The sequence below is a fragment of the Caulobacter sp. 17J80-11 genome (genome assembly GCF_014349105.1).
Taxonomy (GTDB): Bacteria; Pseudomonadota; Alphaproteobacteria; order Caulobacterales; family Caulobacteraceae; genus 17J80-11.
In genome coordinates this window covers 59587-84666 of record NZ_JACSJI010000015.1, presented here as the reverse complement: position 1 = coordinate 84666, position 25080 = coordinate 59587, and the positions used below count along the sequence as shown (strand labels likewise).

Genomic DNA, 25080 nt, shown 5'->3' with positions numbered 1-25080 from the left:
CCCGGGAGGAACGCCCGCGCCGAGGCGCCGGGCGCGCGCCCTAGCACGTCAGCACTTGCCCTTCTTCTTGCAGTCGCTGACGATCGCGCCGCCGACCGCGCCCGCGGCCCCGCCGATCAGCGCGCCCTTGCCGCCGCCGGCCAACGCGCCGACGCCCGCGCCACCCAGAGCGCCGGTGGCCACGCGCTGCTCCGTCGTGGTTCCGCAGGCCGCCAGAAACGCCACCGCCCCCGCAATCGAAACAGCCGTAGCAACTCGTTTCACGCTCACCATCCCTGTTCATTTGCCGCTGTAACGGCTTCACTGGAAATGAAAAAACGTACCGCTGAAACGATGGTTTCACCCGATTGGGAAACGAAAACGGCGCCGGCCGAAGGCCGACGCCGCAGACGTCAAGAACAGTGAAGCGAAGGCCTCAGCAGTCGCCGGACTTCTTGCACTGGTGCACCAGCACGCCGCCGATGCCGCCGACCACGGCGCCCGGCAGGATGCCGCCGCCCAGCACCGCGCCCACGACCGCGCCGCCGAGCGCGCCCGTCGCCGCCCGCTGCTCCAGCGTGTGTCCGCAGCCGCTCAGCATGGCCGAGGCGCCCAGCACCGCAGCCACCATCACCGTCGTCTTCTTCATGGAGAACTCCCCTACGAAACTCGCGTCACAGGGGAAAATCGATAGCCAAGCTTGAACGGTCGCTGAACGGAAAAGGCGAACGGCGCCGCTATCGGCCGCACCCGCAAAGCTGCGGACAAACAAAAACGGCGCCGGTTCGCACCGGCGCCGTCTTCCTGTCCGAGGCCCGGCGTGGCCGGGCGGCTCAGCTCAACCTCAGCCGACGATGTCGGCGTCGGTGAAGAACTGGGCGATCTCGATCTTGGCGTTGTCCAGGCTGTCCGAGCCGTGCACCGAGTTCTCGCCGACGTTCTTGGCGAACAGCTTGCGGATGGTGCCTTCGGCGGCGTTGTCCGGGTTGGTGGCGCCCATGACTTCGCGATAGCGGGCCACGGCGTTGTCGCCTTCCAGCACCTGCACGACGACCGGCGCCGAGGTCATGGTGCTGACCAGCTCGCCGAAGAACGGACGCTCCTTGTGGATCTCGTAGAACTTTTCGGCCTGAGCCTGGCTCAGGCGGACGCGGCGCTGGGCGACGATGCGCAGGCCGGCGTCTTCGATGACGGCGTTGATCTTGCCGGTCAGGTTCCGCTCGGTGGCGTCCGGCTTGATGATGCTGAAGGTGCGTTCGGTCATGTCACACACGAAAGTTGGTGTTTGAAAGGTCGCGGGCTTATAGCGGCGCGCCTGCGTCTCGCCAACACCGGGCGACGCGGCGTCGCAAAACCTTCTCGCGGCCTTCGCGGCGCCTCGCTCGGGCGCTATGCAACCCGCCCGCCCAACCTCGTGCGTCCGTCCCCATGCTGCAGATCAAAGACCTGACCTTCGACGCCTGGGGACGCCGCTTCCTCGACAGCGCCAGCGTGACTATTCCGCCGGGCCTGAAGGCCGGCCTTGTCGGCCGCAACGGCGTGGGCAAGTCGACCCTGTTCAAGCTGATCCTGGGCGAGCACTCGGCCGGCGGCGGCGACATCCTCACCCCGCGCGGCTGGCGGATCGCCACCGTCGACCAGGAGGTGGCCTCCTCGCCCACCCTGCTGCTGGACGCGGTGCTGGCGCTGGACACCCGCCGCGCGCGCCTGCTGGCCGAGGTCGAGACCGCCCCGCCCGAGCGCCAGGCCGAACTGCACGCCGACCTCTACGCCATCGGCGCGGACCGGGCCCCGGCCCGGGCGGCGGAAATCCTCAACGGCCTGGGCTTCACCAACGCGGACCTGTCGCGGCCGATGTCCGACTTCTCCGGCGGTTGGCGCATGCGCGCGACCCTGGCCGGCGCGCTGCTGGCCGAGCCCGACCTGCTGCTGCTGGACGAACCGACCAACTATCTCGACCTGGAAGGGGCGCTGTGGCTGGAGGCGCGGCTGAAGCGTTATCCGAACGCGGCGCTGGTCATCAGCCACGACCGCGAGCTGCTGAACAATTCGGTGCAGGCCATCATCCACCTGCGCGATGGCAAGCTGGACTTCTACCAGGGCGGCTACGACCAGTTCGAACGCCAGCGGGCCGAGAAGCTGCGCCTCCAGGAAGCCGCGCGCGTGAAGCAGGAGGCCGAGCGGGCCCACCTGCAGTCCTTCGTCGACCGCTTCCGCGCCAAGGCGTCCAAGGCCAGCCAGGCCCAATCGCGCCTGAAGCGCCTTGAGAAGCTGCAGCCGATCGCCGCCGTGGTCGAGGATCGGGTCGCCCCCTTCGTCCTGCCCTCGCCGGAAAAGCCGCTGGCCCCGCCGGTGGTGCGCATGGAAGCCGCCTCGGTCGGCTACGACGGCAAGCCGATCCTGCGGAACCTGACCCTGCGCCTGAATCTCGACGACCGCATCGGCCTGCTGGGGGTAAACGGCGCGGGCAAGTCGACCTTCGCCAAGCTGCTGGCCGGGGCCCTGGAGCCGATCGGCGGCGAGGTGTGGAAGGACCGGCGGCTGAAGGTGGGCTGGTTCCACCAGCACCAGATCGAGGCGCTGGATCCGAAAGAGACGCCGCTCGACATCGTCCGCCGCGCCCTGCCGGAGGCGACCGAGACCCAGCGGCGCTCCAAGCTGGGGCAATGGGGCTTCGACGCCGGCCGGGCCGAGACCACGGCCGCCAACCTGTCGGGGGGCGAGCGGGCGCGCCTGCTGCTCAACATGGTGGCGATGGACGCCCCCCACCTGCTGATCCTCGACGAACCGACCAACCACCTCGACATCGACAGCCGCCGCGCCCTGCTGGACGCGCTGAACGACTACGAGGGCGCGGTGGTGATCATCACCCACGACCGCTCGCTGATGGAGCTGGTCGCCGACCGGCTGTGGCTGACCGCCGACGGCGCGGTGAAGCCGTTCGACGGCGACATGGACGACTACGCCCGCTTTGTGCTGGAGCGCGCGAAGCAGGCCGCCTCAGAAGCCGCCGAGCCCAAGGCCGCGGTGGTGTCGAAGGTCGACCAGCGGCGCGCCGCGGCGGAGGCGCGCGCGCGCATCGCGCCGCTCAAGAAGAAGGTCGAAGCGATTGAAAAGCGGATGGAAACCTTCACCGCCCAGATCAACCGCCTGAACGAACAGCTGTCCGACCCGGCCCTGTTCGCTAAGAACGCCGCCAAGGCCGCCGAGCTGGGCCGCGAGCGCGCCCGCGCCGAGGACGGGCTGGCCGCCGCCGAAGCCGAATGGATGGAGGCGGCCGAAGCCTACGAGGCCGCCAAGGCCGAAGCGGGCGTCTGACGCCCGCTCACCCGCAGCTGACCTTGGTCACCACGCCGGTGGTCTCGTCGTAGACGATGTTCAGCCGCTCGGGGTTGTAGTCCATGGTCATGGCGCAGGTGCTGCAGACCACCCGCCAGGTCGCGCCGGCCGGCTTGGCCGGAATCTGCGACTTCTGACGCCCGATCAGGTTCTGGTAGTCGGACGCATGGCACTGGTTCTCGCCCGGGGCGGGCGTGGCCGGGCCTTCGGCGGGCGGGGCGGCGCAGGCCCCCAGAACGGCGGCGGAAAACGCGAGGGCGACAAGCTTCATCGACGGAGCCTCCTGGTCAGCCGCAGCGGACTTCCTTCACCACGCCGCTCTTCAGATCATACAGCACGTTGACCCGCGCGGGATCGTACTCGGCCGGGGCCGGGCAGGTCGTGCAGGTGATCCGGCGTCGCGACATGTCGGCGGTGACCGGAGCCATGGTCCGCAGACGGCCGACCAGCCACTGGAGATCGTCGGCCCCGCACAGGTCGTCGGCGCCGGCGGGGGCGCTCGGCGACTGCTGGGGCCCGCCCTCCCCGCCGCGCGAGCAGGCCGAAGCCGCAGCCGCGAGCGCCAGGACGACGACCAGACGGGTCAGGGCGCGCTCCCGCATCAGCCGCAGCGCACTTCGGTGACCAATCCGGAGCTCTGGTCGAAGAAGATGTTCAGCCGCTTGGGCACGTATTCCTCGGTGATCGGACAGGTGGTGCAGGCCACCCGGCGGTTGTCGACATCCACCGGAACCGGAATCTCGGTCTTGGGTTTCCCGACGAGGTACTGCAACGCCTGAGCGCCGCATTGATCGGGGCCGCGAGGCGCGGAAACGAACGTCGGCGGATGCGGCGGCGGCGCGACCGCGGGCAGCGGTTCGGGCTTGGCGGGAGGCGAACAGGAAGCGGCCCCGAGGGCCAGGACGAGGGCGGCGAGGGTCGCGCGCGTCATGCCTGCTTCTCCCACCTCCCCTGCTCGCTCTGGCGCCAGTAGGACACCGGCAGCCCTTCGGACTTGAACACCTTCCAACGCTGCCGGGCGTCGGCCAAAGCCTGCTCGTCGCGGCCGTCGAACATGACGACGCAACGCGCGAAGCCCTCCAATGGTCCCGCCTCGGCTCCGTCGACGAGAAACAGGGCGTGGGCGCCGTTCGGATTGTCCATGGCGGTGGTCAGCAGCACGGGCTGGCGCGGGGCTTCGTCCTCGCCGGCCACGCCGTGCGGCAGGAAGGCGTCCTCGCGCCAGGTCCACAGGTGCGAATCGAGATGCTCGACCCGCTCGGCGCCGACCGTGCGCACCAGGGCGCGCCACCCGCGCGCCAGCGTCTTCTCCAGGAGTTCGGGCAGGGCCTGGTCGAGCGCCGTGCGCTCAAGGTGATAGAACCAGACCTCGCAGGCCCCGCCCGTCATCCAGATCAGCCCTCGTACTTGGCGGCCACCATACGGTCGAGCAGGCGCACGCCGAAGCCCGAAGCGCCGTCCGGCACGGTCGCGACCTTGGAGTCCTTCTTCCAGGCGGTCGGGGCGATGTCGATGTGCGCCCACGGCACGCCGTTGGTGAACTTCTGCAGGAACAGGGCGGCGGTGATCGAGCCGGCCGGACGCCCGCCGGTGTTCTTCATGTCGGCGCAGGCGCTCTCGATCTGCTTCTCGTACTGGGCCGGCAGCGGCAGCCGCCAGGTGTTCTCACCGACCTCGGCCGAGCCGGCGGCCAGCGCCGCGGCGAGGTCGTCGTCATTGGCGAAAATACCTGCGTAATCGAGGCCCAGCGAAATGATCATGGCCCCGGTCAGGGTGGCCAGGTCGACCATGAACTTCGGCTTGAAGCGCTCCTGGGTGTACCAGAGGGCGTCGGCCAGAACGAGGCGGCCCTCGGCGTCGGTGTTGATGATCTCGACGGTCTGGCCCGACATCGACTTGACGACGTCGCCCGGACGCTGGGCGTCGCCGTCGGGCATGTTCTCGACCAGGCCCAGGACGCCGACCGCGTTGACCTTGGCCTTGCGGCCGGCCAGGGCGTGCATCAGCCCTGCGACGGCGGCGGCGCCGCCCATGTCGAACTTCATCTCCTCCATGCCCTCGGCGGGCTTGATGGAGATGCCGCCGGTGTCGAAGGTCACGCCCTTGCCGACGAAGGCGATCGGCTGGGCGTCCTTATCGGCCGCGCCGTTCCAGCGCATGACCACCAGCTGGCTTTCCTTGGCGCTGCCCTGGCCGACGGCCAGCAGGGTGTTCATGCCGAGCTTGGTCATTTCGGCTTCGCCCAGCACCTCGACCTGCAGGCCGAGCGGCTCCAGCGCCTTGCAGCGGCGCGCGAACTCGGCCGGGTAAAGCACGTTGGGAACTTCGGAAACCAGGTCGCGGGCGAACAGCACGCCCTCGGCGATCGCCGCAAGCGGCGCGAAGGCGGCCTGGGCGGCGGCCGGATCGGCGGTCACGATCTGAACGGTCGCGATCGACGGCTTGCGCTCGGGCTTCTCGGTCGTGCGGTACTTGTCGAAGCGATAGGCGGCCAGGCGAATCGCGAAGGCCGCGCGGGCGGCGTCGGCCGCGCTGCGGTCGGACAGATCGAGCGCCAAGGTGTCGTGACCCGACAGCTTGACCGAGTGGTAGGCGTGGCCGGCCGCGCCTTCCAGCGCCAGATCGTCGAACTTGTCCTTCGCGCCGGCGCCGACGGCGACCAGCTGCGGGGCCTCGAGGCCGTGCGGCGCGACCAGGGCCAGCGAGGAGGCCTTGCCGCCGGTGAACCGGCCGCCGGCCACCGCGCGGGTCAGCGCCCCGCCGCTCCGTTGGTCGTAGGCCTGCGCCGGCGCGGAGAGCTCCCGCCCTTCATTGACCAGCACCGCGACGACCGCGGAGGGCGACGGCGCGCCGACGAACTCGATCTTCATTTTCTTATGGACTCCAACGGGACCGCGCGGAGAGGGGCGCCGCACGAACTGGACAGCTTGGCCGTCGCGGTTGTCCCCCGCGACTGGGGGCGTGTATTACATCCCTGCCCGTTCGGGCGCCAGCAACGCCTTCACCCGCCATATGACCCTGATCGAGCGATACCTGTTCCGCCAGATCCTCGGCCCGATCCTGGCCGCGGTGGCGGCTCTGGCGGCCGTAGCGCTGCTCAGCCAGGGCCTGCGCGGCCTGGACCTGATCGTCGAGCGCGGCCAGAGCGCATGGATCCTGATCAAGGTCACGGCGCTGGCCCTGCCGCAGCTGATGACGATGATTCTGCCGATCGGCGTGTTCGTCGGCGCCCTGCTCTCGCTCAACCGTCTGCACACGGAACAGGAGATCGTGGTCTGCTTCGCCGGCGGCATGAGCCGCTGGCGGGTGATCTCGCCCGCTGTCCGGATCGCCGTGTTCGCCGCCCTGATCGCTCTGGCGGTCAACATCTGGGTCCAGCCGCTCGCCTCGCGCACCATGCGCGAGCAGCTCTACGCCGCGCGCACCGACCTGGCCGCCACCCTGGTGAAGGAGGGCGAGTTCGTCCAGGCGTCCAAGGGACTGACGGTCTACACCCAGAGCATCGACCAGAACGGCCTGCTGAAGAACCTGTTCATCAGCGTGGCGGGCCCGGACGGCCAGACGGTCTACACCGCCCAGGAGGGCCGCATCACCAAGAACGAGGGCAAGCCGGTCCTCTTGATGCGCTACGGGTCGAGCCAGGAGTTCGCCAAGAACGGCGTGCTGAACTTCCTGTCGTTCGACGAATACGCCTTCGACCTGTCGCCGTACATGAAGAACGACATCTACCTGCGGTACAAAACCTCCGACCGCTGGCTCCACGAACTGTTCTTCCCCAACCTGCAGGACCAGTGGGAGCAGCGCGACCAGCTGAAACTGCTGGCCGAGGGCCACGCGCGCCTGTCGGCGCCGCTCTACAACATCACCTTCATGGCGCTGGCCCTGGCCGCCGTGGTCGGCGGCGGCTTCAGCCGGGTGGGCTACGGCCGGCGCATCGCCGGGGCCGCCGGCATCGCCGCGGTCACCCGCATCGTCGGCTTCGGCATCCTGGCCGCCTGCGAGGACAGCGCCTGGCTGAACATCCTCCAGTACCTGGTGCCGGCGGTGACCGCTTGGTTCGCCTTCCGCGCCCTGTTCCGCCAGCGCGTCAACCGCTACGTTCCCGTGGCGTCCGATCAGGGCGCCCTGATGCCGAGCGCCTCATGAAGTCCGACTCGCTCCCCGGGGTATTCCGGAACTACCAGCGGCGGCTGACGCGCATCGAGCGCTACGTCCTGCGCCGCACCCTGTTCGCGGTCGGCGGCGCCCTGGCGATTCTCGCCGCGGTGATCATGCTGATCGACTTCGTCGAAATCTCGCGCACGGTCGGCGTGCGCTCGCAGACCTCGGCGCTGGACGTGTTCGGCCTGACGCTGATGAAGTCGCCGAACGTCATCCTGCTGCTGTTGCCGTTCAGCTTCCTGTTCGGCGTGCTGGCCGCCTTCGTGAACTTCAACCGGCGCAGCGAGCTGATCGCCATGCGCGCGGCCGGCGTGTCGGCCTGGCGCTTCATCTTCCCGGCCGCCGGCGCCGCCTTCCTGATCGGGGTGCTGACCATCCTGGCCCTGAACCCGGCGGCGTCCTGGCTGGACGGCCGGTTCGAGCGGCTGAGCGCGGCGCTCACCTCCGACTACCTGCCGGCCGCCAAGCAGCCGGGCGAGACCTGGTTGCGCCAGGGCGACGGGCGCACCCAGGTGGTCATCCACGCCCGCAGCCGCCAGTCGCCCGGCGACCGCCTGCAGGACGTGTCGATGTTCGTCTACACCATCAACAACCAGGGCCGGCTGAACTTCCAGCGCCGAATCGAGGCGCGCGAAGCGGTGCTGCGCCCGGGCTTCTGGCAGCTGTACGGCGCGCGCGAGGCCGCCGCCGGCCAACAGGCGGTCTACTACGACACCCTGTCGATCCCCTCGACCCTGGACCCGTCCACCGCCTACCAGGAGTTCGACCAGCCCCAGTCGGTGCCGTTCTGGGCGCTCCCGGGGGTGATTCAGCGGATCGAAGGCGCGGGCTTCTCGGCCACGTCATACAAGCTTAAATTCCACCAGTTGCTGGCGACCCCGATCCTGTTCGCCGCCATGTCGATCCTGGGCGCGGCCTTTTCGCTGCGTCTCATGCGGCTGGGCGGCCTGGCCCTGTTGGCCGGATCCGGGGTGGCGCTGGGATTTGTGTTCTTCTTTTTCAACGAGTTGTGCGGCGCCCTCGGCAAGGCCGAGATCGTGCCGGCGGTCCTGGCGGGCTGGACCCCGCCCCTGTTAGCGCTTTTGTCCGGCTTCACGTTGCTGACCTATACGGAAGACGGCTGAACCGGCTAAGACGGATCAGCGTTACAGGGGACGAGGGGAAGGAATGCAGGACGCCGGTTCGCCGAGCCTGACGACCGCCGAGCCGGTGAAGGCGCGCCTGATGCTGGGCGCCGCCGCGCTGGTGCTCACCCTGTCGTCGCCGGCGTTCGCCCAGGTCGTCACGCCCCCCGCCCCGCCCGCGCCGACCGCGCCCGGTCCGGACGGCCTGGGTCCCGACGATCTCTACATCGAAGGCGACACGGTCACCGACGATCGCGAAAACAAGCTTTTGGTGGCCAAGGGTAACGTTACGGCGCGGTATCGCGGCCGCACCCTGCGCGCCCAGGAAATCACCTACGCCACCGAGACCGGCCTGATCACGGCGCGCGGCCAGGCCCAGATCATCAATCCCGACGGCTCGGTCCAGTACGCCGACGAAGTGCACCTGGACGAGGACCTGAAGGCCGGCGTGGCCACCGGCTTCGCCACCCGCATGCCCGACAACTCCAAGCTGGCCGCCGCCGCCGCCGTGCGCCGCAGCGAGGACGTCAACGAGCTGCACCGGGCCATCTTCACGCCCTGCGAAATCTGCACCCCGTCGGGCAAGCCCAAGCAGCCCAGCTGGTCGATCCAGGCCGACGAGGTCATCCAGGACCGCCAGCGCCAGGTGGTCTACTACAAGAACGCCGTCATCAAGCTGAAGGGCGTCCCGGTCTTCTACTCGCCGGTGTTCTGGCACCCGGACCCGACCGCCGAGCGCAAGTCCGGCCTGCTGGTCCCCAAGGCCTGGATCTCCGACCAGCGCGGCGTCTCGGTCGAGCTGCCGTACCTGTGGGTGATCTCGCCCTACCAGGACCTGGTGATCAGCCCGCAGATCTCGGCGAAGGTGAACCCGTTCCTGAACCTCGACTGGCGCAAGCGCTTCTATTCGGGGCAGATGCAGGTCCGGGGCGGCTACACCTACGAGAAGAACTTTGGCGACGAGCCGAACGGCGTCGACCTGAACGGGAACGGCGTGCCGGGCGAAGACAGCGTCAAGTTCGGGGACGAGTCGTCGCGCAGCTACATCCTGGCCCAGGGCAAGTTCGACATCAGCCCGGAGTGGAAGTGGGGCTTCGCCGGCGAGCGGGCGTCCGACAAGACGATCTTCGACCGCTACGACATCGGCGACATCTACGAGAACCGGGGCCTGTTCTACGCCGACAGCCGGATGCTGACCTCGCAGCTCTACGCCGTGCGCCAGGACCAGCGTTCGTACTTCCAGGTGGCCGCCCTCAGCTTCCAGAGCCTGATCATCGGCCAGAACGACGCCCTGTTCCCGACCGTCGCGCCGCTGATCCAGGGCCGCTGGGAGCCGAAGCCGGACGTGCTGGGCGGGCGCCTGCGCTTCGCCGGCAGCGGCGTGGCCCTGTTCCGCGACGAGGACGCCGGCGGGCTCGAGTTGGTGCCCGGCCAATCCGGCTTCCGTCCGCGCCAGGCCGACCCGAACCGGCCCGGCGTCGACAGCATGCGCGTCACGGCCGAGGGCGACTGGCGGCGCAACTTCACCACGTCGGGCGGCCTGCGCCTGGCGCCGTTCGTCGACGTGCGCGGCGACCTCTACAAGCTGTCGGACGTCACCCAGACGACCGACTTCAACACCAACCCGCCGACCTTCATCGAGATCGGCGACGACACCGTCACGCGCGGCACCGGGACGCTCGGGCTGGACGCCAGCTACCCGCTGATCAAGCGCGCGGGGACCATGTCCATCGTCATCGAGCCCATGGCCCAGCTGGCCGTGTCGCCGGACACCGACCTCAATCCGCACATCCCGATCGAGGACAGCTCTTCGCTGGAGTTCGACGAGACCAATTTGCTGGACCCGAACAAGTTTCCGGGCTTCGACCTCTACGAGGGCGGCGTGCGCCTGAACGCCGGCGCGCGCGCCACGGTGGACTGGAGCGGCGGCAAATACGCGCGGGCCTTCGTCGGGCGCAGCTTCCGGGCCGAGGAGGAACCGGCCTTCCCGGTCAACACCGGGCTGCGCGAAACCGGCTCCGACTGGGTGGTGGCCGGCGAGACCGTCCCGATCGACGGCATCCGCGCCTGGACGCGGATGCGGATCACCGACTCCGGCCAGTTCCGCCGCGCCGAAGCGGCGATCAACTGGAGCCTGAAGCGCACCCGCGGCTACGCCCGCTACATCCTCAACGATCCGGACCTGGGCGCGCCGCTGCCGGCCGTTCAGCGTACCGAGGACCTGGTCGCCGGCGGCGAACTGTTCGTCACCGAGCGCTGGGGCGCGATCTTCGACGTCAACTACGACCTGAAGGCGGAGTCGATCCGGCAGTCGCAAGCCGGCATCGTCTACAAGGACGACTGCCTGCGCGCTGAGGTGGTTTACGAGCGCAATGAAACCATCTCGGGGCTACCAAGAGACGCAGTGTTTTTCCGTCTAAACCTCGCCACATTGGGCGACGCAGGATACAGAAGCTATGACGGCCGGTGACGGGACGCCGCGCGCGGCCGCGAAAGGAACGAGATCTGCCATGCGTTGGACGCGTTACGCGACGGGACTGGGGCTCGCCGCGCTTTTGGCCTACCCGGCCGCCGCCCAGCAGCAACCCGCCGATCAACCGGCGGTCCAGGCCCAGCCTGTCCAGCGCAACGGCATGGCCGAAGGCGTGGCGGCGGTGGTCAACGACGAGATCATCTCCACCTACGACCTGCGTCAGCGGATGATGCTGCTGATCGCTACGTCCGGCGTGAAGGCCACCCAGGAGAACCTGCCGGCGCTGCAACAGAAAGCGCTGCGGTCGCTGGTCGACGAGCGCCTGCAGATGCAGGAGCTCAAGCGCTTCGACGTGAAGATCGAAGACCGTGAAGTCGATGAAGAAATCGACGCTATGGCCAAGGACAACGAGATGTCCGGCGCCCAGCTGGTGGCCGGCCTGCGCTCGATCGGCGTCGCGCCCGACACCCTGCGCGAACAGATCCGCGCCCAGATCGGCTGGCGCCACCTGGTGGGCGGCCGCTACGGCCAGCGCGCGCGCGTGGACGACAGCCAGGTCGACGCCACCCTGCAGCGCATCGCCGCGGCCGCGGCCAAGCCGCAGTACCTGGTCGGCGAGATCTTCCTCGACGCCTCCTCCACCGCCGGCGGCATGGACGGGGCGCTGAACGGAGCCAACCAGCTCGTGCAGCAGCTGCTGCAGGGCGCGCCGTTCCAGGCCGTCGCGCGTCAGTTCTCCAACGCCTCGTCGGCCGCCAACGGCGGCGACGGCGGCTGGCTGATCTCGGGCGAAATCGTCCCCGAGGTGCAGGCCGCGCTCGAGCAGATGCAGCCGGGCCAGCTGTCGCGCCCGATCCAGACCGAGACCGGCGTCTACATCATGTACCTGCGCGAGAAGCGCAGCGGCGGCGGCCAGACCGTGGTCGACCTGAAGCAGGCGGCCGTGCGCCTGCCGGCCGGGGCCTCCGACGCCGACGTCGCCGCCGCCCAAACCAAGCTGAGCGCCCTGCGCAACGGCCTGACCTGCTCCAACATCGAGGAGCGCGCAGGCAAGGTCGACGGCGTGGTCGCCGCGCCGCTGGGCGAAACCCCGGTCCAGGACCTGGCTCCGGCCTTCCGCGACATCGCCTCGGGCATGCAGGTCGGCCAGGTCAGCGAGCCGGTCCGCACCGACGTGGGCCTGCACCTGCTGGCCATGTGCGGCAAGCGCCAGGACGTCGCCGGCCTCCCCTCCAAGGACCAGGTCGAGAACCGCCTCTACAACCAGCAGATCTCCATGCTGGCCCGGCGCTATCTGCGCGACCTGCGCAACTCGGCCACCATCGAGACGCGGTGACGGCCGCGCCGCTCGCCGTCACCCTGGGCGACCCGGCGGGCGTCGGTCCCGAGATCGTGGCGAAGACCTGGTCGGCGCTGAAAGGCGTCGGTCCGGCCTTCGTGGCCATCGGTGATCGCGACACCCTGGCCGCGGCCATGCCCGGCGCGATCGTCGAGCGCGTCGCCAGCCTGGCCGAAGGCGCCGTTGTCTTTCCGAAGGCCCTGCCCGTCCTGGATCCGCCGTCGACGCGCGTCTGCGCCACCGCGGCCGAGACCAAGGCGCGCGCCATCACCAGCTGGATCGAGACCGCCGTAGCCCTGGCGCTGGCCGGCGAGGCTTCGGGCGTGGTCACGGCGCCGATCTCCAAGGCCTCGCTCTACGCCGGCGGCTTCAAGTTTCCCGGGCACACCGAGTTTCTCGCCGACCTGACCGCGCACGCGTCCATGGAGGGCGCGCGGGGGCCGGTGATGATGCTGACGGCGCGCGACCTGCGGGTGGCGTTGGTGACTATCCATACGCCCCTGCGCGACGTTCCTGACGCGGTGACGACCGAGCGGGTGATCCACACCGCGCGCGTGACCGCCGAGGCCCTGCGCCGGGATTTCGGGGTCGAGCGCCCCCGCCTCGCCCTGGCCGGGCTCAATCCGCACGCGGGCGAGTCCGGCACGATCGGACGCGAGGAGGTCGAGGTGCTGGCCCCTGCGGTGGCCGCCCTCCGGGCCGAAGGGATCGACATCACCGACCCGAAGCCAGCCGACACCCTGTTCCACGACGAGGCCCGGCGCGCCTACGACGCCGCCGTCTGCCTCTACCACGACCAGGCGCTCATCCCGCTGAAGACCCTCGACTTCTGGAGCGGCGTGAACGTCACCCTGGGCCTGCCGATCGTGCGCACCTCGCCCGATCACGGCACCGGATTCGACATCGCCGGGCGCGGGATCGCCCGGCCCGACAGCATGATCGCCGCCGTCCGCCTGGCCGGCCAGATCGCCAGCCACCGAAGCGTATGACCCTCGACAGTTTGCCGCCCCTGCGGGAGAGCCTGGCCCAGCACGGCCTGCTCGCCAAGAAGAGCTTTGGCCAGCACTTCCTCCTGGACCTCAACGTCACTCGCAAGATCGCCCGCCTGGCCGGCCCGTTCGAGGGCCGCGCGGTGATCGAGGTCGGCCCCGGCCCCGGCGGCCTGACCCGCGCCCTGCTGGAGAGCGACGCCTCAAAGGTGATCGCGGTGGAGAAGGACCCGCGCTTCCTGCCGCTGCTGGCCGAACTGACCGAAGCCACGAACGGCAAGCTGGTCGTGGTCGAGGCCGACGCCCTGGAAGTCGACGAGACGGCCCTGCTGTCCGAGCACGCCGGCGGGGCGGCCGGGCACCTGGTGTCCAACCTGCCCTACAACGTCGGCACGCCGCTGCTGCTGAAGTGGCTGACCGGCCCGTGGCGGCCGCGCGCGCTCACCCTGATGTTCCAGAAGGAGGTGGCCGACCGGGTCGCCGCCCACGCCAGCGACGACGCCTACGGCCGCCTGGCGGTGATCTCCCAGGCGATTTGCGAGGCGCGCGTGGTCATGGACCTGCCGGCCCGCGCCTTCACGCCGCCACCCAAGGTGGCCAGCGCCGTCGTCCACCTGACGCCCCTGCCCGTGCGCCCCTCCGACGCCGACCTGAAGGCGCTGGAGCGGGTCACCGCCGCCGCCTTCGGCCAGCGCCGCAAGATGCTGCGCTCCAGCCTGAAAGGCCTGGGCGGCGACGCCCTTTGCGAGAAGGCGGGGATCGAGCCCACAGCCCGCGCCGAGGAGATCGACGTGGCCGGCTTCCTGCGGCTGGCGCGGGCGCTCTAAGCCCGGCCGGACCTACGCCGCCTCTGCTCAGTTGTCGGGCAAACTGAGGAGGCGGACATGCACAGACGCACCTTCCTGGCGACGACGGGCGCGATCGCCGTCCTCGCGGCCGCAGTCCCCGCCGGCGCGGCCACGCCGGGCCTGCCGCCCTCGTTCAAGACCAAGACGGTCACCAGCGCCGACGGCACGCAGATCCATGTGGGCTACGGCGGCTCCGGGCCGGCCGTCGTGCTCATCCACGGCTATGCCGACACCGGCGACATGTGGGGCCCGTTGGCCGCCGACCTGGCCAAGAACCATACGGTGATCGTGCCCGACCTGCGCGGCCTCGGCCGCTCGGCCCGCCCGGCGGGCGGCTACGACAAGAAGACCCAGGCCCAGGACATCCGCGCCGCCGTGACCGGGGTCGGCGCCGACCGGAGCTCGGTGGTCGCGCACGACATCGGCAACATGGTCGCCTACGCCTACGTCGCAACCTATCCCGACAAGGTCGACAAGCTGGTGGTGATGGACGCGCCCCTGCCCGGGGTGCCGCCGTGGGACGAGATCATCTGCAAGAACAAGCTGCTCTGGCACTTCAACGTCCGCGGCCCAGACATGGAGCGGCTGGTGGCCGGGCGCGAACGCATCTGGCTCGACCGGTTCTGGGACGAGTTCTCCGCCGATCCGAGCAAGATCGACGAGGCGACCCGCGCCCACTACGCCGCACAGTACGCTCAGCCGGGCGCCATTCACGCCGGGTTCGAGCAGTTCGCCGCCTTCGAACAGGACGCCAAGGACAACCAGGCGTTCATGCAGACCAAGCTGACCGTCCCGGTGCTGGCGATCGGCGGCGAGAAGTCGTTCGGCCCGCAGATGGCCGCCCAGATGCGCAACGTCGCGACCAACGTTCAGGCGGTCGTCGTGCCCAACTCGGGCCACTGGCTGATGGAGGAGAACCCGGCCGCGACGGTCAAGACGATCACGGCCTTCCTGAACGCGCCGGCCTGAACCGCCGCCTCAGACGTCCTCGTCCAGCAGGTGCTGGATGTAGGGGGCCAGCCACTCGTTGCGGCCGCGGTGGCTGCGCTCGGCGTGGTAGATGTGGGCCAGCTCGGCGTAGGAGCGGTCGAAGTCGTCGTTGACGACCACGTAGTCGTACTCGCGCCAGCGCTCGATCTCGCCCTTGGCGTTCTGGACACGGCGCTCGATCACCTCGGGCTTGTCCTGGGCGCGGGCCACCAGGCGGCGGCGCAGCTCGGCGATGGACGGCGGCAGGATGAACACCCGCACCGCCTCGTCCGGGGCCTTGGCGGCGATGTCGCGCGCGCCCTGCCAGTCGATGTCGAACAGCACGTCCTGGCCCGCGGCCAGCGCCCGCTCCACCGGCTGGCGCGGCGAGCCGTAGCAGTTGCCGTGGACCTCGGCCCATTCCAGCAGGTCGTCGTCCTGGATCAGCAGGTCGAACTGGTCGCGGGTGATGAAGTGGTATTCGCGCCCGTTCTCCTCGCCCGGGCGCGCCTGGCGGGTGGTCACCGAGGTGGACAGGACCAGGTCCGAATGGTCCGACATCAGGCGCCGGCACAGCGACGTCTTGCCCGCCCCCGAAGGGCTGGAGACGATCAGCATCAGGCCACGGCGGGGGGTACGCTCACTCGACATTCTGGATCTGCTCGCGCAGCTGTTCGATCACGGCTTTCAGCTCCAGGCCGACGGCGGTCAAGGCCGTCGTCGCCGACTTCGAGCACAGGGTGTTGGCCTCGCGCATAAATTCCTGCGCCAGGAAGTCGAGGCGGCGTCCCGCCGCAGCCGGGGCGGCGATCAGGTCACGGGCCGAGGCGACGTGGCTCTTCAGCCGGTCCAGCTCCTCGCGCACGTCCGCCTTGACGGCCAGGACGGCGGCCTCCTGGACGATGCGTTCCTCCAGTTGGGCGCTGTCGCCCACCAGCTCGGCCATGCGGCGCTGGAAACGCTCGCGGATGGCGGCGGTCTGGGCGGCAGCCTCGCCTTCGGCCAGGTCGACCAGTTCGGCTATGCGGTCGATCTGCCCGGTCAGCACCGGGTGCAGGGCCGCGCCCTCCTGCAGGCGGGCGGCCTTCAGGCCGTCCATTGCGGCCAGCAGGGTCTCGGCCATGGCCGCCTCGACCGCGGCACGGGCTTCGACGTCCTCGTCCTCCTCGGCCGCCTCCAGCACGCCGCGCAGCGCCAGCAGGCCGTCGGCGGTGGGGGCCAGGGCGACGCCCCTGGCGACCTGCTCGGAAGCCAGCTCGACGTAGCGGGCCAGCACGTCCTGGTTCACCCGAACGGCCACGGTCGCTTCGGTCCGCTTGGCCTGGACGCCGACGGTCACCTGGCCGCGCTGGAAGCGCGCCTGCGAGGCCTCGCGCGCCACCCGGTCCAGCCCCTCGAAGCCGGGCGGGCCGCGGAATCGGGTCTCCAGGTTGCGGCCGTTGACCGAGCGGGCCTCGACGGCCCAGGTCCACGCTCCGCTCGCGCCCTCGACGCGGGCGAAACCGGTCATTCCGGATAGGCTCATCAGGTCCTCAGAGCGGCTTGTCAGCCGCCGGCGCGCCGGCGACGGCGGTCTGCGGCCTGGCGGCCGCCGCCTTGGCGCGGTCCGCTTCGATCCGCCGCCACTGGGCGACGTTCTTCAGATGCTGGTCGTAGCTCGACGCGAACACGTGCCCGCCGGTGCCGTCGGCGACGAAGAACAGGTCGTCGGTCTTCGGCGGGTTCAGTACGGCGGCCAGGGCCTCGCGGCCCGGGTTGGTGATCGGCGTCGGCGGCAGGCCGGCGATCAGGTAGGTGTTGTAGGGCGTGTCGCGTTCTTTTTCCGACAGCCGGATCCCGCGGCCCAGCGGCCGGCCCTTGGTGACCGGATAGATCAGGGTCGGGTCGGACTCCAGGCGCATGCCCTTGTTCAGCCGGTTGACGAACACCGCCGCAACCTTCGGGCGCTCGCTCGCCAGGCCGGTCTCCTTCTCGACGATGGAGGCCAGGATCACCGCCTCTTCCGGCGACTTAAGCGGCAGCCCCGCCTGACGCTTGGCCCACAGCTCGGCCAGAGCCACGTCGCGGGCGACCTGCATGCGCTTCAGCACCGCCGCCCGGCTCTCGCCGCGGGTCAGTTCGTAGGTCTCGGGCAGGATCGAGCCCTCGGCCGGAACCTCGACCGTCCCGACCAGCACCGGCGAGGCGTTCAGCAGGTCCATGGCCTGAGCGACGCTGCGGCCCTCGGGCACGGTCAGGAACCAGCGGCGGACCTCGCCGTCGCGCATCATGCGCAGCACTTCGGTCAGCGGCGCGCGCGAGGGGAAGACGTATTCGCCCGCCTTCAGCCGGCGGTCGGCCTTGGTGATCTGAGCGGCGGCCTTGAACAGCTCGGCCGAGCGGATCACGCCCTCGCGTTCGAGCTTGGCGGCGATCTCGGACACGCCGGCGCCGTCGCGCATGACCACGACGGTCTCGGTCCCGTGAGGCGCCTTGGGACCCGGGCCCCAGTAGAAGAACCACACTGCGACCGAAGCCAGGACGAGGCCGACGAAGATCGTGGCCGCGCCGCTGAGGATCGAGACGAGGAGGTTCGAGCGCCGGATCACGGCACGCGCTGGAACACGACCGAGGCGTTGGTGCCGCCGAAGCCGAAGCTGTTGGACAGCACCACGTCGATCTTCATGGGCTTGGCCTTGTTCGGGACCAGGTCCATGGCGGTTTCGACCGACGGGTTCTCGAGGTTGATGGTCGGTGGGGCGATCTGGTCCCGGATGGCCAGGATCGAGAAGGCCGCCTCAATGGCGCCGGCGGCCCCCAGCAGGTGGCCGGTCGCGCCCTTGGTCGAGGACATGGTGGTCTCGCCGACGTGGTTGCCCAGCATCCGCTCGACCGCGCGCAGCTCGATCTCGTCGCCCAGCGGCGTCGAGGTGCCGTGGGCGTTGATGTAGTCGATGTCGCCCGGGGTCAGGCCGGCGTCCTTCAGGGCGGCCTGCATGGCGCGGAAGCCGCCGTCGCCGTCCTCGGCCGGAGCGGTGATGTGATAGGCGTCGCCCGACAGGCCGTAGCCCTTCACCTCGGCGTAGATCTTCGCGCCGCGGTTCTTGGCGTGCTCGTATTCTTCCAGGACCAGGACGCCGGCGCCCTCGCCCATGACGAAGCCGTCGCGGCCCGAGTCGTACGGGCGCGAAGCCTTGGTCGGCTCGTCGTTGTAGCCGGTGGACAGGGCGCGGCAGGCGATGAAGCCGGCGATGCCGATCGGCACGATGGCGGATTCAGCCCCGCCGGCGACCATCACGTCGGCGTCGCCGTACTTGATGATGCGGGCCGCGTCGCCGATCGCGTGGGCGCCGGTGGCGCAGGCGGTGACGACGGAGTGGTTCGGGCCCTTGAAGCCGTGGCGGATCGACACCTGGCCCGAGGCCAGGTTGATCAAGGCCGAGGGAATGAAGAACGGGCTGACCCGGCGGGGGCCCTTCTCCTTGAGTTCGATGGCGGTGTCGGCGATCGGGCCGAGGCCGCCGATGCCGGAGCCGATGATGACGCCGGTGCGCTCGCGCTCGTGCAGGTCCTCAGGCGTCCAGCCCGCGTCCTTCACCGCTTCGTCGGCGGCGGCGATGGCGTAGAGGATGAAATCGTCGACCCGCTTGCGGTCCTTGGCGGACATCACCTGGTCGGGATCGAACGAGCCCGGCACGTCCGGGCCGCCGCCGCCGCGACCGTCCACGGACGGGATCTCGCAGGCGACCTTGCAGGCGTAGTCGGTGGGGTCGAAGGCGGTGATGCGGCCGGCGCCCGATTCGCCCGCGAGCAGGCGCTGCCACGTGGTGTCCACGTTGGCGCCCAAGGGCGTGACCAGACCGATACCCGTGACGACGACTCGACGCATTCGTTTACTCCCCCGACTTTTCACCCAAACGGAAAAAGGCGGCGCAGCCCCTATCGGAGCCGCGCCGCCCTCGATCCGTCAAGCTCAGGCGCCGAGCTTTTCGCCGATGAACTTCACAGCGTCGCCCACCGTCTGGATGTGCTCGGCGGCGTCGTCGGGGATTTCGATGTCGAACTCTTCCTCGAAGGCCATCACCAGCTCGACGTTGTCCAGGCTGTCAGCGCCCAGGTCGTCGATGAAGCTGGCCTTTTCGGTGACCTTGTCCGGGTCGGCATCCAGGTGGTCGATGACGATCTTGCGGACGCGTTCGAGAATGTCGGACACTGAGTTGCCCCTTTTTAAAAAGCAGGTTGCCGTTACGTCGGCTTGCGCCGTTCGGTGTCACGCCGCCGCGGGTTTCGCAAGACCCTTTCGGGTCGGGGCGCACGCTTCGGCGCGAGCCCTAGCACATCCCCGCGGGGCGAGAAAAGCAGGGTCTCCCCCGTCAGACCATGGCCATGCCGCCGTTCACGTGCAGGGTCTGGCCCGTCACGTAGGCGGCCTGGTCGGACGCGAGATAGACAGCGGCGGCGGCGATTTCATCCCCGGTGCCCAGCCGACCGGCCGGGATCTTGCCGAGAATCGCCTCGCGCTGCTGGTCGTTGAGGGCGTCGGTCATCGGGCTGGCGATGAAGCCGGGCGCGATGCAGTTCACGGTCACGCCGCGCGAACCCACTTCCTGGGCCAGCGACTTTGAGAACCCGATCATGCCGGCCTTGGAGGCGGCGTAGTTGGTCTGGCCCGGGTTGCCGGTGACGCCGACGACGGAGGTGACGCCGATGATCCGGCCGGCGCGGCGCTTCATCATGCCCTTCAGGGCCGCGCGCGACAGGCGGAAGTAGCTCTCCAGGTTGACCCGGATGACCTGCTCCCAGTCCTCGTCCTTCATGCGCAGCAGAAGGCCGTCCTTGGTGATGCCGGCGTTGGCCACCAGGATGTCCAGGCCCGCGCCGGCCAGGCCCTCGGCCTTTTCGACCAGACCGTCGACGGCGGCGGCGTCGGACAGGTTGCAGACGGCGACGTGGACGCGCTCGCCGAAGCCCTTGGCCAGCTCCTGCAGCACCGCTTCGCGGGTGCCGGACAGCACCACGGTGGCACCTTGCGCGTGCAGGGCGCGGGCGATGGCCCCGCCGATGCCGCCGGTCGCCCCGGTCACCAGGGCGGTCTTGCCGGTAAGGTCGAACATGCGTCGCCCTCCTTCGTGTTTCTCGTGTTGGATCAGAGGGAAGCCGCGAAGCTTTCCAGGTCGGCCGGGCCGTTCAGGGCCACTCCTTCGGCGTCCGGCGCGATGCGCTTGGCCATGCCGGTCAGGACCTTGCCCGCGCCCAGCTCGGCGAAGCGGGTCACCCCGCCCTGCTCGGCCAGCCACTGCACGCTCTCGCGCCAGCGCACGCGCCCCGTCACCTGCTCGACCAGCAGGCGGCGGATCTCTTCGGGATCATGCACCGGACGGGCGGTGACGTTGGCGACGATCGGCACGCGCGGCGCGATGATCTTGGCGTCGGCCAGGGCGGCGGCCATCTCGTCGGCGGCCGGCTGCATCAGCGGGCAGTGGAAGGGCGCGGACACGTTCAGCGGAATGGCCCGCGCGCCCAGCTCCTTGGCTTTCTCGATGGCGCGGTCGACCGCGGCCTTGGCGCCGGAGATCACAACGTTGCCCTGGTTGTTGTCGTTGGCGACGACGCAGACGCCCAGTTCGGCGCCGGCGGCGGCGGCCTGTTCGGCCAGGGCCACGTCGGTCTTCGGGCCGATCAGGGAGGCCATGGCCCCCTCGCCCACGGGCACGGCCCGCTGCATGGCCTGGCCGCGCAGCTTGAGCAGGCGCGCGGTGTCGGCGACGCTCAGGGCCTCGGCCGCGGCCAGGGCCGAGTATTCGCCCAGCGAGTGGCCGGCGGCGAAGGCCGCGGCGGTCACGTCGACGCCGAAGTCGATCTTCAGGGTGCGCACGACCGCCAGGCTGACGGCCATCAGGGCCGGCTGGGCGTTCTCGGTCAGGGTCAGGTCGGCCTCGGGGCCTTCCTTCATCAGGCGCGAGAGGTGCTGACCCAGCGCCTCGTCGACTTCCTCGAACACGCGGCGCGCCGGCTCGAAAGCCTCCGCCAGCTCGACGCCCATCCCGACCGCCTGGCTGCCCTGGCCCGGGAAAAGGAAAGCGAGGCTCATCGACCCGTCCCTCTCGTTTGAATCGCGGCCGCGAGGGTTAGGGGAAAGGCGCCGCAGGGGCAAGGCGCCGCAGGCGTGTCGCCCCGGCTTAACGCGGCCCCCCGGGTCCCGAGGGAGGACAATCTCGCGACTGCCGCGCCACCGAAAATCCTGAATGCGGACGTGCTGTTAGCCCGACGATCGCAGTCCAGGCCTCAACCATCCTGACCCCGGCGATCCCCCCTGCAGAACAGCCCGCGCTTGACCCCGGCCCGCCGCATTGCATATGCAATGAACCGGAGTTCGACGCATGCAAGACCCCACGCCGTCCCTTCCCTGCCTGTGCGCGCGCGTGCGTCGGGCCTCGCGCGCCCTGACCAGGGCCTATGACGAGGCGCTGGCGCCGGCGGGCCTGACGGTCATGCAGTTCTCGGCCCTGCGGAACGTCGAGCGGATGGGCGACCCCACCCTCACCGCCCTGGCCCAGGCCACCGGCCATGAGCGCAGCGCCATGTGGCGCACCCTGCAGCCGCTGGCCCGCGAGGGCCTGGTGACGCTGGGCGCCGGGCGCGGCCGCGACGCCGGCCGCATCGAAATCACCGAGGCGGGCTCGGCCCTCCTCGAACGCGCCCTGCCCTACTGGCAGGCGGCCCAGGACCGGCTGCACGTCGGCCTGGGCGAAGACCGCCGCCGCGCCCTCATCGCCCTTCTCTCCGAGGTGGAAGTTGTCCTCGCCTAGCCCCGCCATCCCGCCCCGCGTCTGGTGGACCATCGCCAGCGCCGCCCTGATCGTCACCGTGGCTATGGGCGTGCGCCAGGCCTTCGGCCTGTTCCTGAGCCCGGTCAGCACCGACCTCGAGATCGGCCGGCAAGCCTTCGGCCTGGCCATCGCCCTGAACAACCTGATGTTCGGCCTGGCCCAGCCGTTCGTGGGGGCTTACGCCGACAAGCACGGGGCCGGGCGCGTGGTGGCGCTCAGCGCCGTGATCTACGCCGTGGGCCTGGGCCTCACCACCCTGATCGGCGACGCGCTGGGCCTGAACCTTACGCTGGGCGCCCTGGTCGGCCTGGCCCTGTCGGGCACGACCTTTGTGGTGGTGCTGGGCGCGGTCGGCCGGGTGGTGGCGCCCGAGCGACGCAGCCTGGCCTTCGGCGTGGTCACCGCCGGCGGCTCGCTGGGCCAGTTCCTGGTCGTGCCGGCCGCCTCGGGCCTGCTGGACGCGCTGGGCTGGCACGGGGCCATGCTGATGCTGGCGGCCTTCTGCGTGACCATGGTGGGCCTTTCCGTCGGGGTCGCCGGCAAGCCGCAAGCCCACGCCCCGGCCGCGTCGACACCCGCGACCGACTCGCTGAAAGCGGCGCTGGTCCAGGCGGCCGGCTCGAAGAGCTACTGGCTGCTCAACGCCGGCTTTTTCGTCTGCGGCTTCCACATCGCCTTCGTCGGCACCCACCTGCCCGCCTTCCTGCGCGACGGCGGGCTGGACCAGAACGTCGGGGCCTGGTGCCTGGCCCTGATCGGCTTGTTCAACATCCTGGGCTCGTGGCTGTGGGGCGCCTGGGGCGGCCGCCGCTCCAAGAAACGCCTGCTCAGCGCGCTGTACTTCAGCCGCGCGGTCGCCGTGGTGATCTTCATCGCAGCGCCCCTGTCGGTCGGCTCGGCCCTGACCTTCGCGGCGGTGTTCGGATTCCTGTGGCTGGGTACTGTGCCGCTGACCTCGGGCCTGGTCGCCCAGATCTGGGGCGCGCGCTACCTGTCGACCCTCTACGGGATCGTCTTCCTCAGCCACCAGATCGGCAGCTTCCTGGGCGCCTGGCTGGGCGGCCTGGCCTTCGACGCGACCGGTTCGTACCTGTCGATCTGGCTGGCCTCCATCGCGCTGGGCCTGTTCGCCGCGGCCGTGCACTGGCCGATCGACGAGCGGGCGGCGACGCCCCTGCCCCAGCCGGCGCCGGCCGAATGAAGCGGGCCCTGCCCTGGCTGATCGGCGCGGCCGTGCTGGCCGCCGGCGGCCTGCTTTGGTGGCGCTTCGGCGTGCCGGTCTGGCTGTCGCAGGCCGTGGCCTGGTGCACCTGAGTCCCCGGGCCTAGCCGGAACCAGAAACGCCCCGCGCGATCGCTCGCGCGGGGCGTCTTCGCGTCTGGCGCCAGATCGGCGTCAGATCACTGAGCGAGGGCCTCGTTGTAGAAGCGCTCCAGGTCGACGCGCATCTGCTTCGCCACGTCCGGGCTCAGATAAGCCATGTGGCCGGACGGATAGTAGGTGAAGCTGACGTTGTTCTTCCGATCCCCGTCCAGGTGCATGTGGTTGAGGTCGTATTCGGTGCCGAAGAACGGCGTGGCCATGTCGTACCAACCGTTCATCGACAGCACGTGCAGGTTCGGGTTGGTGCGCATGGCGTTGGCCAGGTCCAGCGCGGTGTCGGGCGCCAGCATCCGGCGGTTGTTGCCGCCGCCGTTCGGGAAGCGGTGACCCCAGTCCCAGGCGGCGTTCGCACCGTCAGCCCGGGTCTTGTACTCAAGGTCGGTCTCGTAGCCGAGCTCGTTCTGCACGTAGTCGTGGTGGGTGGTGATGAAGGCGCTGGAGATCGCCGTCGACGACGGATCGGACTCCGGGTCCTCGCCGGCGGCGTCGCTGTCCACGCCCTCGAAGCGCGAGTCGAAGCGGCCGACGATCTTGCGCTCGTCGCGCAGCAGCTCCTTGCGGAAGCGACCCAGTTCGACGCGCAGGTTGGCCGACTTCAGATAGTCGATCGACAGGCCGGTGTAGGCCGACAGCTGCTGGGCGATCGCCTCACGCTCGGCGTCCGGCAGGTTGTGGCCCTTGGCCAGGGCGGCCGTGTACGGGCCGTCGGCCCAGGCGCGCACTTCGTTGAGGAAGGTCGGCAGGTCGGCCGGCTTGTCAGCCAGCTTGTCGTGATACCAGGCCGTCGCCGCATAGCTCGGCAGGTAGGTCGTGTAGACGCGGTCATAGCCCGGCTGGCGCACGCCGTAGTTCAGGATCGACGACAGCAGCACCACGCCGTTGAAGTCGTAGCCGTCCTCCTGGAGCTTGTTGACCAGCGCCGCCGAACGGGTGGTGCCGTAGGACTCGCCGAACAGGAACTTGGGCGAATTCCAGCGCTTGTTGATCTCCAGCCAGCGCTCGATCGCCTTGGCGAAGGCGTCGACGTCCTGGTCGACCCCGTAGAAGTCCTTGCCCTTGGCCTCGCCCAACGGACGCGAATAGCCCGCGCCGACGGCGTCGATGAACACCAGGTCGGACTTGTCGAGCAGGCTGTAAGGGTTCTGCTCCAGCGTGTAGGGGGCCGGCGCCGTGTTGCCCGGCGAACCGGTCTTCACCCGCACCGGGCCGACCGAGCCCATGGTCAGCCACAGCGAGGCCGAGCCCGGGCCGCCGTTGTACAGGAAGGTCACCGGCCGCTTGGCGCCCGGCGCCGCGTCGGCGGTGTAGGCGATGTAGAAAACGCTGGCGCTCGGCTTGCCCTCGCCGTTGCGGATCGTGACCGTGCCGGCGGTCGCCTTGTACTTGATCGACTTGCCGCCGACGCTGAGCACGTGGCTGGTGGTCTTGGCCTGTTCGGCCACCGGCGCGGTCGCCGTGGCGGCCTCGACCTTCTCGACCTGGGCGTCCTTCCCGCCGCCGGCCTTGTCGTCCGCGGCGAACGCGGCCGTGGCGGACGTGCTGAGCAACATCGCCGCGAATGCGGCGTAGGCGACCTTACGCATTGGTGTTTCCCCGACTTTTTGTGTCGCCGCAAAAAGCGGCGTTTCCAACCGTTACGTTGAAACTGGGAAGCTGTGCAATTCCGT

The 25080-nt window shown here is 69.8% G+C and carries 26 protein-coding genes; 10 read left to right on the top strand and 16 right to left on the bottom strand.

Annotation, left to right across the window (positions count from 1 at the left end):
• Positions 1-48 precede the first annotated feature (48 nt).
• The 3 genes from H8B08_RS19345 to ndk all read right to left on the bottom strand — a co-directional run bounded on the left by H8B08_RS19345 (position 49) and on the right by ndk (position 1243).
• A complete protein-coding gene (locus H8B08_RS19345; RefSeq protein ID WP_255500859.1) occupies positions 49-183 on the bottom strand; it encodes a glycine zipper domain-containing protein in 135 nt (44 codons plus the stop codon).
• A 232-nt stretch (positions 184-415) separates the two neighbouring features.
• Complete coding sequence (locus H8B08_RS14895) at positions 416-628, bottom strand: hypothetical protein (protein WP_187450978.1); 213 nt, start codon at positions 626-628, stop codon at positions 416-418.
• Between the two features lie 195 nt (positions 629-823).
• Positions 824-1243, bottom strand: coding sequence for a nucleoside-diphosphate kinase (ndk, locus tag H8B08_RS14890; RefSeq protein WP_187450977.1), 420 nt, complete (start codon positions 1241-1243; stop codon positions 824-826).
• Between the two features lie 164 nt (positions 1244-1407).
• Between ndk and H8B08_RS14885 the strand changes: the two genes are divergently transcribed.
• Entirely contained in the window at positions 1408-3297 is a 1890-nt protein-coding gene (locus H8B08_RS14885) for an ABC-F family ATP-binding cassette domain-containing protein (RefSeq protein WP_187450976.1), read from the top strand.
• Positions 3298-3304: 7 nt separating this feature from the next.
• On the opposite strand, the gene H8B08_RS14880 is transcribed toward H8B08_RS14885, so the two are convergent.
• Genes H8B08_RS14880 through H8B08_RS14860 form a run of 5 tightly spaced genes read right to left on the bottom strand, consistent with a single transcriptional unit; the run spans position 3305 to position 6188 of the window.
• A complete protein-coding gene (locus H8B08_RS14880) occupies positions 3305-3589 on the bottom strand; it encodes an I78 family peptidase inhibitor (protein WP_187450975.1) in 285 nt (94 codons plus the stop codon).
• A 16-nt stretch (positions 3590-3605) separates the two neighbouring features.
• Positions 3606-3920, bottom strand: a complete 315-nt coding sequence (locus H8B08_RS14875; protein WP_187450974.1) for a hypothetical protein — start codon at positions 3918-3920, stop codon at positions 3606-3608.
• Complete coding sequence (locus H8B08_RS14870) at positions 3920-4249, bottom strand: peptidase inhibitor I78 (RefSeq protein ID WP_187450995.1); 330 nt, start codon at positions 4247-4249, stop codon at positions 3920-3922. The genes H8B08_RS14875 and H8B08_RS14870 overlap by 1 nt, the downstream gene beginning before the upstream one ends.
• On the bottom strand, positions 4246-4707 hold the full coding sequence (locus tag H8B08_RS14865; RefSeq protein WP_187450973.1) for a DNA polymerase III subunit chi: 462 nt from the start codon (positions 4705-4707) through the stop codon (positions 4246-4248). The genes H8B08_RS14870 and H8B08_RS14865 overlap by 4 nt, the downstream gene beginning before the upstream one ends.
• Before the next feature lie 5 nt (positions 4708-4712).
• A complete protein-coding gene (locus H8B08_RS14860; RefSeq protein WP_187450972.1) occupies positions 4713-6188 on the bottom strand; it encodes a leucyl aminopeptidase in 1476 nt (491 codons plus the stop codon).
• Positions 6189-6279: 91 nt separating this feature from the next.
• On the opposite strand from H8B08_RS14860, the gene lptF reads away from it, so the two are divergent.
• The 7 genes from lptF to H8B08_RS14825 are packed head-to-tail and all read left to right on the top strand — an operon-like array spanning position 6280 to position 15221.
• Positions 6280-7464 (top strand): LPS export ABC transporter permease LptF, encoded by a 1185-nt coding sequence (gene lptF / locus H8B08_RS14855; RefSeq protein ID WP_370545487.1) that lies wholly within the window; start codon positions 6280-6282, stop codon positions 7462-7464.
• The gene (gene lptG, locus H8B08_RS14850; protein ID WP_187450971.1) at positions 7461-8603 is read left to right on the top strand and encodes an LPS export ABC transporter permease LptG; all 1143 of its coding nucleotides are present in this window, start codon (positions 7461-7463) and stop codon (positions 8601-8603) included. Before lptF ends, lptG begins: the two co-directional genes overlap by 4 nt.
• A 43-nt stretch (positions 8604-8646) precedes the next feature.
• A complete protein-coding gene (locus H8B08_RS14845) occupies positions 8647-11073 on the top strand; it encodes an LPS-assembly protein LptD (RefSeq protein WP_187450970.1) in 2427 nt (808 codons plus the stop codon).
• A gap of 40 nt (positions 11074-11113) precedes the next feature.
• The gene (locus H8B08_RS14840; protein ID WP_255500858.1) at positions 11114-12412 is read left to right on the top strand and encodes a peptidylprolyl isomerase; all 1299 of its coding nucleotides are present in this window, start codon (positions 11114-11116) and stop codon (positions 12410-12412) included.
• A complete protein-coding gene (gene pdxA / locus H8B08_RS14835; protein ID WP_187450969.1) occupies positions 12409-13404 on the top strand; it encodes a 4-hydroxythreonine-4-phosphate dehydrogenase PdxA in 996 nt (331 codons plus the stop codon). The genes H8B08_RS14840 and pdxA overlap by 4 nt, the downstream gene beginning before the upstream one ends.
• Entirely contained in the window at positions 13401-14231 is an 831-nt protein-coding gene (rsmA, locus tag H8B08_RS14830) for a 16S rRNA (adenine(1518)-N(6)/adenine(1519)-N(6))-dimethyltransferase RsmA (RefSeq protein ID WP_187450968.1), read from the top strand. Before pdxA ends, rsmA begins: the two co-directional genes overlap by 4 nt.
• Before the next feature lie 57 nt (positions 14232-14288).
• Positions 14289-15221 (top strand): alpha/beta fold hydrolase, encoded by a 933-nt coding sequence (locus H8B08_RS14825; protein ID WP_187450967.1) that lies wholly within the window; start codon positions 14289-14291, stop codon positions 15219-15221.
• Between the two features lie 9 nt (positions 15222-15230).
• Here the strand turns inward: H8B08_RS14825 and gmk are convergent, their stop codons facing one another.
• The 7 genes from gmk to fabD form a co-directional block, all read right to left on the bottom strand.
• The gene (gmk, locus tag H8B08_RS14820) at positions 15231-15872 is read right to left on the bottom strand and encodes a guanylate kinase (RefSeq protein ID WP_187450966.1); all 642 of its coding nucleotides are present in this window, start codon (positions 15870-15872) and stop codon (positions 15231-15233) included.
• A complete protein-coding gene (locus H8B08_RS14815) occupies positions 15862-16746 on the bottom strand; it encodes a YicC/YloC family endoribonuclease (RefSeq protein ID WP_187450965.1) in 885 nt (294 codons plus the stop codon). The genes gmk and H8B08_RS14815 overlap by 11 nt, the downstream gene beginning before the upstream one ends.
• 7 nt (positions 16747-16753) lie before the next feature.
• Entirely contained in the window at positions 16754-17809 is a 1056-nt protein-coding gene (gene mltG, locus H8B08_RS14810) for an endolytic transglycosylase MltG (RefSeq protein WP_187450964.1), read from the bottom strand.
• Complete coding sequence (gene fabF, locus H8B08_RS14805; protein ID WP_187450963.1) at positions 17806-19089, bottom strand: beta-ketoacyl-ACP synthase II; 1284 nt, start codon at positions 19087-19089, stop codon at positions 17806-17808. Before fabF ends, mltG begins: the two co-directional genes overlap by 4 nt.
• 84 nt (positions 19090-19173) lie before the next feature.
• Entirely contained in the window at positions 19174-19413 is a 240-nt protein-coding gene (locus H8B08_RS14800) for an acyl carrier protein (protein ID WP_163258954.1), read from the bottom strand.
• Between the two features lie 160 nt (positions 19414-19573).
• Complete coding sequence (fabG, locus tag H8B08_RS14795; protein ID WP_187450962.1) at positions 19574-20314, bottom strand: 3-oxoacyl-[acyl-carrier-protein] reductase; 741 nt, start codon at positions 20312-20314, stop codon at positions 19574-19576.
• Between the two features lie 32 nt (positions 20315-20346).
• Entirely contained in the window at positions 20347-21291 is a 945-nt protein-coding gene (gene fabD / locus H8B08_RS14790; protein WP_187450961.1) for an ACP S-malonyltransferase, read from the bottom strand.
• A gap of 289 nt (positions 21292-21580) precedes the next feature.
• On the opposite strand from fabD, the gene H8B08_RS14785 reads away from it, so the two are divergent.
• Complete coding sequence (locus tag H8B08_RS14785; RefSeq protein ID WP_187450960.1) at positions 21581-22009, top strand: MarR family winged helix-turn-helix transcriptional regulator; 429 nt, start codon at positions 21581-21583, stop codon at positions 22007-22009.
• Complete coding sequence (locus H8B08_RS14780) at positions 21996-23231, top strand: MFS transporter (protein WP_222934502.1); 1236 nt, start codon at positions 21996-21998, stop codon at positions 23229-23231. Before H8B08_RS14785 ends, H8B08_RS14780 begins: the two co-directional genes overlap by 14 nt.
• 199 nt (positions 23232-23430) lie before the next feature.
• On the opposite strand, the gene H8B08_RS14775 is transcribed toward H8B08_RS14780, so the two are convergent.
• Entirely contained in the window at positions 23431-24996 is a 1566-nt protein-coding gene (locus H8B08_RS14775) for a S10 family peptidase (protein ID WP_187450959.1), read from the bottom strand.
• Between the last annotated feature and the right edge of the window lie 84 nt (positions 24997-25080).